General features: G+C 60.2%; 12 protein-coding genes and 4 tRNA genes. 14 read left to right on the top strand and 2 right to left on the bottom strand.

The features are described 5' to 3' along the window. Positions 1 to 43: 43 nt before the first annotated feature. A complete protein-coding gene (locus tag MRS74_RS15335; RefSeq protein ID WP_254581153.1) occupies positions 44 to 1,084 on the top strand; it encodes an NADP(H)-dependent aldo-keto reductase in 1,041 nt (346 codons plus the stop codon). Between the two features lie 113 nt (positions 1,085 to 1,197). On the opposite strand, the gene MRS74_RS15330 is transcribed toward MRS74_RS15335, so the two are convergent. After that, on the bottom strand, positions 1,198 to 1,854 hold the full coding sequence (locus MRS74_RS15330) for a histidinol-phosphatase (RefSeq protein WP_254581152.1): 657 nt from the start codon (positions 1,852 to 1,854) through the stop codon (positions 1,198 to 1,200). A 154-nt stretch (positions 1,855 to 2,008) separates the two neighbouring features. Between MRS74_RS15330 and MRS74_RS15325 the strand changes: the two genes are divergently transcribed. Continuing rightward, positions 2,009 to 2,503 (top strand): RNA pyrophosphohydrolase, encoded by a 495-nt coding sequence (locus MRS74_RS15325; RefSeq protein WP_254581151.1) that lies wholly within the window; start codon positions 2,009 to 2,011, stop codon positions 2,501 to 2,503. 18 nt (positions 2,504 to 2,521) lie between these two features. Further along, positions 2,522 to 4,798 carry a phosphoenolpyruvate--protein phosphotransferase gene (ptsP, locus tag MRS74_RS15320; RefSeq protein ID WP_254581150.1) on the top strand — a complete coding sequence of 759 codons (2,277 nt, stop codon included), beginning with the start codon at positions 2,522 to 2,524 and terminating at the stop codon, positions 4,796 to 4,798. A gap of 10 nt (positions 4,799 to 4,808) precedes the next feature. On the opposite strand, the gene MRS74_RS15315 is transcribed toward ptsP, so the two are convergent. Continuing rightward, positions 4,809 to 5,615, bottom strand: a complete 807-nt coding sequence (locus MRS74_RS15315; protein WP_254581149.1) for an NRDE family protein — start codon at positions 5,613 to 5,615, stop codon at positions 4,809 to 4,811. Between the two features lie 117 nt (positions 5,616 to 5,732). On the opposite strand from MRS74_RS15315, the gene MRS74_RS15310 reads away from it, so the two are divergent. The 11 genes from MRS74_RS15310 to MRS74_RS15260 all read left to right on the top strand — a co-directional run bounded on the left by MRS74_RS15310 (position 5,733) and on the right by MRS74_RS15260 (position 11,640). Continuing rightward, positions 5,733 to 6,536, top strand: a complete 804-nt coding sequence (locus MRS74_RS15310) for a sulfite exporter TauE/SafE family protein (RefSeq protein ID WP_254581148.1) — start codon at positions 5,733 to 5,735, stop codon at positions 6,534 to 6,536. An 18-nt stretch (positions 6,537 to 6,554) separates the two neighbouring features. Then, a complete protein-coding gene (gene lgt / locus MRS74_RS15305) occupies positions 6,555 to 7,343 on the top strand; it encodes a prolipoprotein diacylglyceryl transferase (protein ID WP_254581147.1) in 789 nt (262 codons plus the stop codon). A gap of 69 nt (positions 7,344 to 7,412) precedes the next feature. Further along, on the top strand, positions 7,413 to 8,255 hold the full coding sequence (locus tag MRS74_RS15300) for a thymidylate synthase (protein ID WP_254581146.1): 843 nt from the start codon (positions 7,413 to 7,415) through the stop codon (positions 8,253 to 8,255). A gap of 9 nt (positions 8,256 to 8,264) precedes the next feature. Then, positions 8,265 to 8,768 (top strand): dihydrofolate reductase, encoded by a 504-nt coding sequence (locus MRS74_RS15295; protein WP_254581145.1) that lies wholly within the window; start codon positions 8,265 to 8,267, stop codon positions 8,766 to 8,768. An 87-nt stretch (positions 8,769 to 8,855) separates the two neighbouring features. Next, entirely contained in the window at positions 8,856 to 9,830 is a 975-nt protein-coding gene (birA, locus tag MRS74_RS15290) for a bifunctional biotin--[acetyl-CoA-carboxylase] ligase/biotin operon repressor BirA (protein WP_254581144.1), read from the top strand. Beyond that, positions 9,827 to 10,564, top strand: coding sequence for a type III pantothenate kinase (locus MRS74_RS15285; RefSeq protein WP_254581143.1), 738 nt, complete (start codon positions 9,827 to 9,829; stop codon positions 10,562 to 10,564). Before birA ends, MRS74_RS15285 begins: the two co-directional genes overlap by 4 nt. A gap of 1 nt (position 10,565) precedes the next feature. After that, the gene (locus MRS74_RS15280; protein WP_254581142.1) at positions 10,566 to 11,237 is read left to right on the top strand and encodes a hypothetical protein; all 672 of its coding nucleotides are present in this window, start codon (positions 10,566 to 10,568) and stop codon (positions 11,235 to 11,237) included. 35 nt (positions 11,238 to 11,272) lie between these two features. Next, positions 11,273 to 11,348: transfer RNA gene (locus MRS74_RS15275), tRNA-Thr, on the top strand. A 26-nt stretch (positions 11,349 to 11,374) separates the two neighbouring features. Then, positions 11,375 to 11,458, top strand: a tRNA-Tyr gene (locus MRS74_RS15270). Positions 11,459 to 11,482: 24 nt separating this feature from the next. Further along, positions 11,483 to 11,557, top strand: a tRNA-Gly gene (locus MRS74_RS15265). Positions 11,558 to 11,565: 8 nt separating this feature from the next. Beyond that, positions 11,566 to 11,640 (top strand) — tRNA-Thr (locus tag MRS74_RS15260). Positions 11,641 to 11,787 lie beyond the last annotated feature (147 nt).

The raw sequence follows: 11,787 nt of genomic DNA, 5'->3' as shown, positions 1-11,787 counted from the left end.
GGGCCGTTCAGAATCTTTGATCCGATTGAGGGAGAAGTTCAGGATGCAGTACAAAATGCTGGGTGGCAGCGACCTCAGGGTCAGCCGTATCGCACTGGGCACCATGACGTTCGGCAGTCAGAACACCGAAGCCCAAGCCTGGGAACAGCTGGATTACGCAGCCGCGGCCGGGGTGAATTTGCTGGATACGGCGGAAATGTACCCGGTGCCCACATCACCTGATTACCAGGGCGCCAGTGAGGCGATTATTGGCCGCTGGATGCAGGCCCGCGGTAACCGCGAACAGATGATTGTGGCCACCAAGGTGACCGGCCCCGGTGATCTGTGCCGCTATATCCGCCCGGATGTGGGCCTGAGTGCGGCCAGTATCCGGGACGCCATTGAGGGCAGTCTGCGTCGCCTGCAGACTGATTATGTCGATCTGTATCAGCTGCACTGGCCCGAGCGGCAAAGCAATTTCTTTGGTCAGCTGGGGTATGTGCCCGGCGATGTCGCCGGTGATGGTGTGGCGATCGAGGAAACGCTGCGGGCACTCAAAACGCTGGTGGATGATGGGCGGGTGCGTTACGTCGGACTGTCCAATGAAACCGCCTGGGGCACGATGGAGTTCTTGCGCCTGGCCGACAAGCTGGATTTGCCGCGGGTCGTCTCGGTGCAGAACCCCTACAGTCTGCTTAATCGCAGCCTGGAAGTGGGGCTTGCCGAAGTGATGCTGCGAGAGCAGGTGGATCTGCTGGCCTATTCACCGCTGGCCTTTGGTGTGCTCAGCGGCAAGTATCTGGACGGTGCCCGGCCGGACGGCTCGCGCCTTCAGCTGTACCCCAGCTATCAGCGCTATCTGACCGAGCAGGGTCAGGCGGCGACCCGCGCCTATGTGGCGCTGGCAAAGGATGCCGGGCTCGACCCGTCACAGATGGCGCTGGCCTACGTCAACAGTCGGCCTTTCCTGGGCAGTAACATTATCGGAGCCTCGAAAATGGATCAGCTGCGCAGCAATATAGCGTCGCTGAACCTGGCATTGAACGACGATGTGCTGGCGCAGATTGAAGCCATTCACGCCTGTTATACCTATCCCTGCCCCTGAAAAGCTACCTGCTTTGCTAACGCTTTTCAGCAGTCTTTCAGGGCGCTGAGGCGGCGTGGATAGGCTATCCACGCCGTCCCACGCAACGTCTCGCCATCTCGGAATAGGCGCTCTCAGTCCCGCAGGCTGATAACCGGCCAGCCGCGCTCAGTCGCGGTGCGGATCAGTATTTCATCGGCATCTACCGCGACGGGATTCTCCACCAGTTCAAGTAGAGGCAGGTCGTTCTGCGAGTCGCTGTAGAAATAGCTGCCTTCGAGTGTGTGCTTGTTGTGCTGCAGCCAGTGGTGCAGGCGCTTCACCTTGCCTTCGCGAAAGCAGGGCGTGCCCGCGACCTTGCCGGTATAACGGCCGTCTTCCATCTGGGGGTCTGTTGCCAGCAGAGCATCGACACCCAGCTTGCGGGCTATGGGCGCGGTCACGAAATGGTTGGTGGCCGTGATGATCAGCAGAAAGTCACCGCGGGCGCGGTGATCGGCCAGGAGTTTTAGCGCCTTGGGCAGCATCATGGGTTCGATGCACTGCTGCATGAAGCGGTCGTGCCACTGCTGTAGCTGCTGTGTCGAATGCTGGGCCAGCGGGCGCAGGGCGAACTCCAGAAATTCGAAGATGTCCATGGTGCCCGTCTTGTACTGCTGATAGAAGCGGTCGTTGGCCTGTTTGTACTCGCTGGCGTCGACGATGCCCTGGGCGCACAGAAATTCCCCCCAAGCATGATCGCTGTCGCCGTTTAACAGGGTGTTGTCCAGATCGAAAATGGCCAGGCTCAAGGTTGTGCTCCCCTTGGATATAAAATGCCGATCATAGAGTGTCCGGGGCGGCCTTTCAAACACCGACAGGCGCTGTAAATTGCTGTTGTGAGTGGAGTTTGCGGAATTCGTGAAGTGTGGAACAATAGCAACGAACTACTTCAGGATATAAACAGTGATTGATTCAGACGGGTTCAGACCGAATGTCGGCATCATTCTGGCTAACTCGCTGGGTCAGGTCCTTTGGGCCAGACGGATAGGACAGGATGCCTGGCAGTTTCCGCAGGGGGGGATTCAGGATGACGAATCTCCCGATGAGGCGATGTTCCGTGAGCTTCATGAGGAGATCGGGCTGCGGGCCAGCGACGTCGAGATCGTTGCTGTCACGCGCGGCTGGCTGCGCTACCGTCTGCCTAAACGAATGATCCGGCGCAATTCCCTTCCGGTCTGTGTCGGCCAGAAACAGAAATGGTTTCTGTTGCGCATGCTAAGTGAAGACCAGGCGGTTACGATAGATCATACCAGTTCGCCGGAATTTGATGGCTGGCGCTGGGTGAGTTACTGGTATCCGCTGGGGCAGGTGGTGTCGTTCAAGCGTGAAGTGTACCGAAAGGCGATGAGGGAGCTGTCGCCCAAGCTGGCGCGAGTGGTTGCCCAGCAACGAAAATAACAATTATGGGGTGGGACCATGCTCGAAATACTGCGCAAGATCGTGCAGGAGGTCAGCGCGGCACCGGATCTTGATTCGGTGTTAGACCTGATCGTGCGCAGAATACAGCGTGCCATGCGGACACAGATGTGCTCTGTGTATCTGTTCAATACCAAAAAGCAGCGCTACATCCTGATGGCGACTCAGGGGTTGAACAAGGATGCCGTGGGTACGGTCAGCCTGTCCGCTTCCGAGGGTATCGTCGGCTTGGTGGGGCAGCGGGCTGAGCCCATCAACCTGGAAGACGCCGCCAAGCATCCGGCGTTTATCTATCTGCCGGGCACCGGCGAAGAGCGTTTTCACTCCTTTCTTGGCGTGCCGATCATTCATCAGCGTGACGTGCTGGGCGTGCTGGTGGTACAGCAAAAGGAGCGTCGGCGCTTCGATGAAAACGAAGAAGCCTTTCTGGTCACCGTTTCTGCGCAGCTGGCGGGTGTTATTGCCCATGCCGAGGCAACCGGTTCCATTCAGGACGTCAGCGGCAGTCGCCGCGGTGCCGTGATTGAAAGCCGCTTTGAAGGCGTCTCGGCCGCGCCCGGTGTGGCCATTGGCCCGGCCGTGGTCATGGCGCCGCCAGCGGACCTGAATGCGGTCCCTGACAAAGCCGCGACTGATATCGAGGCCGAGATAGCGCTCTTTGTGCGCGCCCTTGAATCCGTGCGTCACGATATCCGTGTGGTGGGGCGCACACTGTCCAAGCGGCTGCGTACCGAGGAGCAGGCGTTGTTTGATGTCTATCTGCGGATGCTGGATGACAATGCCCTGGCGGGCGAGGTGGTGGAGAAAATATACCTGGGCAACTGGGCCCAGGGCGCGCTGCGCGAGGTGATCAAGGCACATATCCGCGAGTTTGACGCCATGGAAGACCCCTACCTGCGCGAGCGTGCGAGCGATATCCGCGATCTGGGGCGGCGCGTGCTGGCCTATATGCAGGAGGCCGCGCCCAAGCAGATCGACTATCCCGACAACACCATTCTGGTGGCGGATGAACTCACCCCGGCGATGCTGGGTGAAGTTCCCACCGAGAAACTGGCAGGCTTGGTGTCGGTGCATGGCTCCGGCAACTCCCATGCCGCTATCCTGGCGCGCTCGCTGGGCATTCCCACCACCATGGGGGTGCTGGATCTGCCCTATACCCAGATTGAGGCCCGGGTGCTGATTCTGGACGGTTACTCCGGGCGGGTATACGTGAACCCGTCGGATGAAATCCTGCAGGTTTACCGTGACATCATGCGCGAAGACTGCGAAGTTGCCGCAGGCCTGGAGCAGCTGCGGGACAAGGCCGCCGAGACGTCCGATGGCTACAACATGCCGCTGTGGGCCAATACGGGCCTGGATATCGATGTAAAGCGGGCGCTGGAGCGCGGTGCCGAGGGTATAGGGCTCTATCGCACCGAGATTCCCTTCATGATTCGGGATTTTTTCCCCAGCGAGCAGGAACAGTTGCAGACCTATCGTTCCCAGCTGGCAGCCTTCGCGCCACGTCCGGTTACCATGCGCACCCTGGATATAGGTGGAGACAAGGCGCTGCCGTACTTTCCCATCAAGGAGGAAAACCCCTTCCTGGGCTGGCGCGGTATTCGCGTGACACTGGATCATCCCGAGATCTTCCTGGTACAGGTGCGGGCCATGCTGTGCGCTAACGAAGGTCTGGGCAATCTGCGCATCATGCTGCCCATGGTGACCAGCGTGCACGAGGTGGACGAGGCCAATCGCATGATTGATCGGGCCGTGAGCGAGCTGCGTGAAGAGGGCCATATCACCGAGCGGCCTCCGGTGGGCGTAATGGTCGAGGTGCCGGCGGCGGTCTATCAGGTGCGCCGTTTTGCGCGGCGCGTTGATTTCATTTCCGTGGGCTCCAACGACCTGACGCAGTATCTGCTGGCGGTGGATCGCAACAACCCTCGGGTCGCGGGCCTCTATGCGCCTTACCATCCATCGGTACTGCGGGCGCTGGAATATATCGCCGATGAAGCGCACAAGGAAAACGTGCAGGTGTCCATCTGTGGTGAAATGGCCTCAGACCCCTGTGGTGCCATTCTGCTGATGGCCATGGGGTATGACGTGCTGTCGATGAACTCCACCAATATTCCCCGGGTGAAGTCGGCCATTCGCGGTATTACCCATGTACGGGCCTGCGGCCTGCTCAGTCAGGTGCGGGGCATGGATGATGCCGAGGAAATCCATCTGCTGCTGCGCAACACCCTGCAAGAGCTCGGCTTGGGGCAGTTGTCACGACCCACTCTTCCCCGATAGTGACAGTGCTTCAGCCGCGGGGTCTGGAGCCGAACGGCGGCAGCTGCAGCTCGTAGTGTCGCGTTTCGGTGGGCCCGCGGGCATCGAAGCTCTGCTCGTAAACACAGCTGTTTCCCTGATAATCCTGCAGCAGTACCGTGGTGGCTCTTGTGCCGTATGTCTCCAGCCTGATGAAGCAGGGCGACAGGCGGCGCTCAAGCTCAAGGCTGATGCCGGTATCGGGCAGCTGCGCATCCGGCGCCTGGTTGCGTGCGGCCAGAACCTCAGTCAGCTGCGCTGCCTGTTGCAGCCTGTCCTGGCGGGCGGAAATAGTGCTCAGCGCGGCGCTGAGTGCATCGCGCGCCTGCTGCACCTTCGGCCAGGGGCTGTTGAGCAGTGCGTTACTCAGGCCATAGATGCCGGGGCCAAGGCGCTCGGGCGCCCGTCCGCGGTTTGACAGGTAGTACAGCCCTTCAACGTCCCCCAGTAGAAGATTGAAAGCGCCGTAGTGTGCCCCCTGCTCGGCGTAGTGCTGGCTGACGGTGTTTGCCGACTCCCTGGAGAGCAGGAAATCCCGCGTCAGATGTCCGCGCGAGCGCAGAGCCGGGTTTGCCCTGGCGCGGCCGTCACGGTAGTTGGTTACGGCGCTGAGCCTGCCGCTGCGGTGAATGCCGAGCCAGGTGCCGCCCTGTTCCAGGTCCTGCCCGGCGACCAGGTCGCTGTCCTGTGCCCAGGGGGCGACACCTCGGGTGGGGCGGCCGTAGGCTTCATCGCGATTGGCGATCAGAATAAGGTTGTAGTCGGGGTGGGTCTGGTAGGCGAAGGTCATCAGGCACATGAATCGGCTCTCTGGCGCGGCTGCTTGCCCAGGGGCGATGGTGTGCGGCAGTTGCCTGCAAGGCCCCATAGGCTACTATAGGCGACTTTATCATGACTGCTGCAGGGATGTTCCATCATGCTGTTGACCCTATTGATGTATCTGGTGCTGGGCGCTGCGGCGGGCGTGACGGCCGGGCTCTTTGGCATCGGCGGCGGATTGCTGATTGTGCCGGTGCTGGTATTCTCCTTCGGCGCCCAGGGAATTTCCCCCGAGATTCTCACTCACATGGCCGTGGCGACCTCGCTGGCGACCATTGTGGTCACCTCAGTTAGCTCCATACGGGCTCATCACAAGCGTGGTGCGGTGCGCTGGGATCTGTTCCGGCCGCTGGGGCTGGGGATACTGCTGGGTGCCTTTCTGGGGGTCAAGACCGCCGGTCAGCTGCCGGGCGAAGTACTGCAGATGCTGATTGGCAGCTTTGCATTGCTGGTATCCCTGCACATGGCGTTTGGCGCCAAGCCCTCGGAAAGCCCGGGTGAGGCGCCAAAGCCGGCTGGGCTTGCCGCCGCCGGTGGCCTGATTGGCTGGGCGTCGGCCCTGTTTGGAATAGGGGGAGGTACCCTGACGGTGCCCTATCTGAGCTGGCGTCATGTGCGCATGCAGCAGGCGGTGGCAACGTCTGCTGCTTGCGGTCTGCCCATCGCGCTGATGGGGGCTTGCAGTAATGTGCTGGAAGGCTGGGGGCATGAGGCGCTGGTGGACTGGAGTCTGGGGTACGTTTACCTGCCGGCCTTTGCCGGTATCGTGCTGACCAGTCCGTTCTTTGCGCGCCTGGGGGCACACTGGGCCCACAGTCTGCCGGCGCCGGTGCTGCGGCGCATTTTTGCGGTTTTTCTCGCCCTGGTGGGCATGCGTTTTCTGCTTGGCAATCTGCTCTGAACAAGGACTGAGTTATTTATGTGGGTACATGACATAGACCCGATCGCGCTGGATCTGGGTTTTCTGCAGATACACTGGTATGGCCTGATGTATCTGGTGGGCTTTGCCGCCGCCTGGTGGCTCGGCGTACAACGGGCCCGGCGTGCAGGTTCCGGCTGGACCGAGCAGCAGGTGTCCGATCTGATTTTTTGGGGGGCCATGGGAGTGGTTCTCGGTGGTCGTGCCGGTTACGTGCTGTTCTATCAGTTCGACTATTTCCTCGCCAACCCGCTGTGGCTGTTCCATGTATGGGAGGGCGGCATGTCCTTTCACGGCGGGCTGATCGGCGTGCTGGTGGCGCTCTGGCTGTTCGGGCGCAGGCAGGGCAAGACCTTCTTTGAAATGGGGGACTTCACGGCACCGCTCATTCCCATTGGTCTGGGTGCCGGTCGGGTGGGTAACTTTATCGGCGGCGAACTCTGGGGGCGTACGACCGATCTGCCCTGGGGTGTCATTTTCCCGCGTACCGGTGATGGCGTGCCGCGGCATCCATCGCAGCTGTATGAATTTGCCCTGGAAGGCGTGCTGATGTTCGCGCTGCTGTGGTGGTTTTCGGCCAGGCCGCGACCGCGCATGGCCGTTTCGGGGCTCTTCCTCCTTTTATATGGCAGCTTCCGCTCGCTGATCGAGTTGGTACGCCAGCCCGATGAACAGCTGGGCTTCCTGGCCTTTGACTGGCTGACCATGGGGCAGCTGCTGTCCGTGCCCATGGTAGTGGCCGGGGCCTTGTTGATGCTGCTGGCCTACCGGCGTAAAGTTAGCGCCTGAGCGGCTGCCCGCACGGCCCTGGGTTGTGCGGGCGGGTTCGCATGCTTATGTTTTTGATGTGGAGTAGTGATGCAGCAGTATCTGGACCTGATGCGCGATATTGTCGATAACGGCTGTGACAAGGGCGACCGCACCGGTACCGGTACCAGGTCGCTATTTGGCCGTCAGTTGCGCTTCGACCTGGCGGCGGGCTTTCCGTTGCTGACCACCAAGAAAGTCCATATCAAGTCGGTGGTGTATGAATTGCTGTGGTTCCTCAACGGCAGCACCGACAATAACTGGCTGCAAGAGCGCGGTGTCAGTATCTGGAATGAGTGGGCGCTGGAAAATGGCGACCTCGGCCCGGTGTACGGCAAGCAGTGGCGTTCCTGGGCCTGCCCCGATGGTCGCACAGTGGATCAGCTCGCGGAACTGGTGGCACAGATCAAGCGTAATCCCAATTCGCGCCGTCTGATTGTCAGTGGCTGGAACCCGGCGGACCTGCCGGATGAAAGTCTGAGCCCGCAGCAGAACGTTGAAAACGGCAAGGCCGCGTTGCCGCCCTGTCATACTCTGTTTCAGTTCTATGTCGCCGAGGGGCGGCTCAGCTGTCAGCTGTATCAGCGCAGCGCCGACTACTTCCTGGGTGTGCCCTTCAATATTGCCTCCTATTCGTTGCTGACCCATATGCTGGCGCAGCAGTGCGATCTGGAGGTCGGTGACTTTGTGCATACCTTTGGCGACGTGCACCTGTATCAGAATCACCTGAACAATCCAGCCATCGTCGATGAGCAGCTTTCCCGTACCCCCGGGGTGCTGCCGCGGCTGAATATCCTGCGCAAGCCGGATTCCCTGTTCGAATATGAGTTCGAGGACTTCGAGTTCCTGGGCTATGATCCGTTGCCGGGGATAAAAGCCCCGATTGCTGTTTAAGGACCTGAGATGAAACTGGCAATTATTGTAGCTCGGGCCCGCAATGGCGTGATTGGTGTAGAGAACAAACTGCCTTGGTATCTGCCGGCGGATCTGAAATATTTCAAGCAGGTCACCTTCGGCAAGCCGGTCATCATGGGGCGGTTGACGTTCGAGTCTATCGGGCGACCGCTACCGGGGCGCGCCAATATAGTGGTGACGCGCAATGGCGAATGGCGTCATCCGGGTGTGCAGGTGGCCAGGTCGCTGGAACAGGCTATTGAGCTGGCGCAGGCCCATTGCGAGATTGGCGGCCTCGACGAGGCGATGGTGATCGGGGGGGCCCAGATTTATGCCCAGGCGCTGCCCAGAACGCAGCGCATCTATCTGACCGAAGTGCAGGCCGACATCGAGGGGGATGCGCGTTTCCCCGCGCTGGAAGCCGCGGACTGGGCGCAAATTGAGCGGGCCGAGTTCAAGGCGGAGGGACCGAACCCCTATGACTACAGCATCAGTGTGCTGGAGCGGGCATAGCCGGCATGGCGGTGCCGGTAATCAGGCCGGAGGCTGTCTGGCAGCGATCGCCGTTGCCGGTCTAATCAGTAATAAAGGACTTACCCTATGACGACCCGATCGTTGTTGTCTATCCTGGCTGATGGCCTCTTCCACTCCGGGCAGGAGCTGGGCGAGCAGCTGGCAGTCAGTCGTAGTGCGATCTGGAAACAAATGCGCAAGCTCGAGGAGCTTGGCATCGAAATCTACAGTGTGAAAGGGCGCGGTTATCGTCTTCCCGGCGGCCTGGATCTGTTGAGTGTCGACGCCTTTGCAGCGGCGCTGGACGCGAATGTGGCCGCACAGCTGGGGGATATGCAGTTTGACCTGTCGATTCCGTCCACCAATCTGCTGGCCATGCAGCAGCTGCAGCAAAAACCCGGCCACGGGCGTCTGTATGTTGCAGAGCAGCAGACCGCGGGCCGTGGCAGACGGGGGCGCGCCTGGGTCAGCCCCTTTGCCCGCAATCTCTACTTTTCGCTGGTCTGGCGCTTTCCCCAAGGGGCTGCGTCTCTTGAGGGTCTGAGTCTGGCGGTGGGGCTCGGGCTGGCCCGTGGCCTGGCGCGTCTGGGGCTGGAGGGCGTGGAACTGAAATGGCCCAATGATCTGCTGTGGCAAGGTCGCAAGCTGGCGGGTGTGTTGCTGGAAGTCAGCGGCGAAGCCTCGGGCGACTGTCAGGTGGTGACGGGTGTGGGGTTGAATGTTGCCATGCCCCAGGAGCAGGGGGCGGGCATAGATCAGCCCTGGGTTGATCTGCAGCAGATCTGCGGCATTGTCCCGTCCCGTACCCAGGTGCTTGCAGCGCTGGTAAACGAACTGGTGCCAGTGCTGGCCGCTTTTGCCGAGTCGGGTTTTGAACCCCTGGTGGATGAGTGGCAGGCGCTGGATGCCTGTCGCGATCAGCGCGTGTCGTTGAACTTCGGTCTCAATGCGGTGGAAGGGATCTGTCGCGGGGTGTCTGGTAGCGGTGCCCTGATGCTGGAAACCGCCGCGGGCGTCGAGAGTTTCCATGGGGGAGAAGTCAGTCTCAGGCGTCTGTCATGATTCTCGATATCGATATAGGCAATAGCTTTCTTAAATGGCGCTACGCCTGTCCTCAGCGGGGTTGGGTGCGCGGGCGTCTGCTTAGCCGTCAGCTTGAGGCTGCCCAGTTCCAGGCGGCAGAGTTCGACTGCTGGCCTGATGATATATCCCGGGTGCGCGTGGCCTGTGTCGCAGGCGCACCGGTCGAAGCGCTGATCGCGGATTATTGTCGTCAGCGCTGGTCTCTGGTCGCGGAATTTGCCCGTGTGCAGGAGCAGCAGGCGGGTGTGCGCAACAGTTATGCAGACCCGTCGCGCATGGGGGTTGATCGCTGGGTGGCTATGCTGGCGGGATACCGCCAGGCGGGAGGCGAGGTCTGTGTGGTGGATTGCGGCAGTGCCATCACCATCGACTTTGTCGGCGCCGATGGTGCTCACCGTGGCGGCTACATTGTGCCTGGCGTACGTCTGATGGTCTCGAGTCTGCTGGTCAATACCGCCCGGGTAATCGCCGATCAGGCGGTGGAAGAGTTCGATTTGACGCCGGGCACCCATACGTCGGCGGCGGTATTTCATGGTATCAACTTTGTATTCGATGCTATCGCTCAGCGTTTGCTGGTCCAGCTTGAGTCGGATTACCCGGGCGCTGCGCTGCTGATTACCGGTGGTGATGGTGAGCTCTTCGCACGTCTGGCGGCTAAGGGCGAGTACTGCCCTGACCTGGTGCTGGACGGTCTGCACTGGGCGCTGAAGTAAGATGTTGCGCTGGCTGTTTCTGCTGCTGTTGCTGATGAATGCCGTGGTGCTGCTGTGGGCGGCGCTGATGCAGCGTGACACTCGCGAAGCGGTGCCTCAGGTAGTGGAGCAGGGTGCTTCGGTGCGCTTGCTGTCGGAGGTGGATGCAGGCCAGTTGCGGGAGCTGAGTCAGTCTCAGTTGCAGGCACGGTCTGGGGCGGCGCAGTCGCTCTGTGTGTCCTATGTCGGCTTGCCAGCGCGAGCCGATGCCGAGCAGGTGGCGCAGCTGATGCAGCGTTACGGCCTGGTGCCGGTTATTGAGCAGGAGGATATACGCCTGGCGGCCGGGTTTGAGCTGGCGCTGAATGTACCGCAGGATCCGCAGGAGCGCATTGCATTGATCGAGCGCCTGCAGGCGGTGGATGTGGTGCCTGAAAGCAGCCCGCAAGGCACGCAGCTGCGGCTGGGGCGTTATAATTCCGAGGCCGAGGCCGAGGCCGCCGCGGTACGCTTTCGGGATACCGGTCTTGCCCCCGAACTGAAGGTGCTTGATCGCACTCAGGAGCTGTTTGCGGTGGTGCTTCCGGTCGATTCTGATCGAGATTTGTTCAATAAAATCAATCAAGTGCTCGAAAAATCACATCCCGGCATAAAAATAGAGAAAAAAGTTTGCAAAGGGGTTGCAACACCATAAGTCGATCAGTACTATACGCCCCACTTCGACGCTGAGCCGGTATAGCTCAGCTGGTAGAGCAACTGACTTGTAATCAGTAGGTCCGGGGTTCGACTCCTCGTGCCGGCACCATGTTCAGCGGCGAAGTGGGTAGTAAAGGTGAGGTTCCCGAGTGGCCAAAGGGATCAGACTGTAAATCTGACGCGCGAGCTTCGGTGGTTCGAATCCACCCCTCACCACCATCTACTACCAGATTTTGCCGGTAGGCGGGTATGGTATAGTGGCTATTACCTCAGCCTTCCAAGCTGAAGAGGCGGGTTCGATTCCCGCTACCCGCTCCAGCAGTTGTGCTCATGTAGCTCAGGGGTAGAGCACACCCTTGGTAAGGGTGAGGTCGGCGGTTCAATTCCGCCCATGAGCTCCATAATTTGATGAAGGGTAGATATAGAAATATGTCTGCCCTTTGTTGTATTTGTCGTTCCGGAATTTCATTCAACGCTATCAGGAATCTGGCTGATGGGTAAGAAAGCATTTGAACGTAACAAGCCGCACGTAAACGTCGGCACCATCG

It is taken from the genome of Marinobacterium sedimentorum (assembly GCF_024267675.1).
Taxonomy (GTDB): Bacteria; Pseudomonadota; Gammaproteobacteria; order Pseudomonadales; family Balneatricaceae; genus Marinobacterium_A; species Marinobacterium_A sedimentorum.
The sequence above is the reverse complement of the archived record's forward strand: the minus strand, read 5'-3'. Positions and strand labels throughout refer to the sequence as shown.

Excerpts from the sequence above, each read along its gene's own strand:
- MRS74_RS15300 (WP_254581146.1), top strand. The coding sequence starts at position 7,413 with ATGCAGCAGTATCTGGACCTGATGCGCGATATTGTCGATAACGGCTGT.
- MRS74_RS15315 (WP_254581149.1), bottom strand. The coding sequence starts at position 5,615 with ATGTGCCTGATGACCTTCGCCTACCAGACCCACCCCGACTACAACCTT.
- MRS74_RS15295 (WP_254581145.1), top strand. The coding sequence starts at position 8,265 with ATGAAACTGGCAATTATTGTAGCTCGGGCCCGCAATGGCGTGATTGGT.
- lgt (WP_254581147.1), top strand. The coding sequence starts at position 6,555 with ATGTGGGTACATGACATAGACCCGATCGCGCTGGATCTGGGTTTTCTG.
- MRS74_RS15285 (WP_254581143.1), top strand. The coding sequence starts at position 9,827 with ATGATTCTCGATATCGATATAGGCAATAGCTTTCTTAAATGGCGCTAC.
- MRS74_RS15280 (WP_254581142.1), top strand. The coding sequence starts at position 10,566 with ATGTTGCGCTGGCTGTTTCTGCTGCTGTTGCTGATGAATGCCGTGGTG.
- ptsP (WP_254581150.1), top strand. The coding sequence starts at position 2,522 with ATGCTCGAAATACTGCGCAAGATCGTGCAGGAGGTCAGCGCGGCACCG.
- birA (WP_254581144.1), top strand. The coding sequence starts at position 8,856 with ATGACGACCCGATCGTTGTTGTCTATCCTGGCTGATGGCCTCTTCCAC.
- MRS74_RS15335 (WP_254581153.1), top strand. The coding sequence starts at position 44 with ATGCAGTACAAAATGCTGGGTGGCAGCGACCTCAGGGTCAGCCGTATC.
- MRS74_RS15310 (WP_254581148.1), top strand. The coding sequence starts at position 5,733 with ATGCTGTTGACCCTATTGATGTATCTGGTGCTGGGCGCTGCGGCGGGC.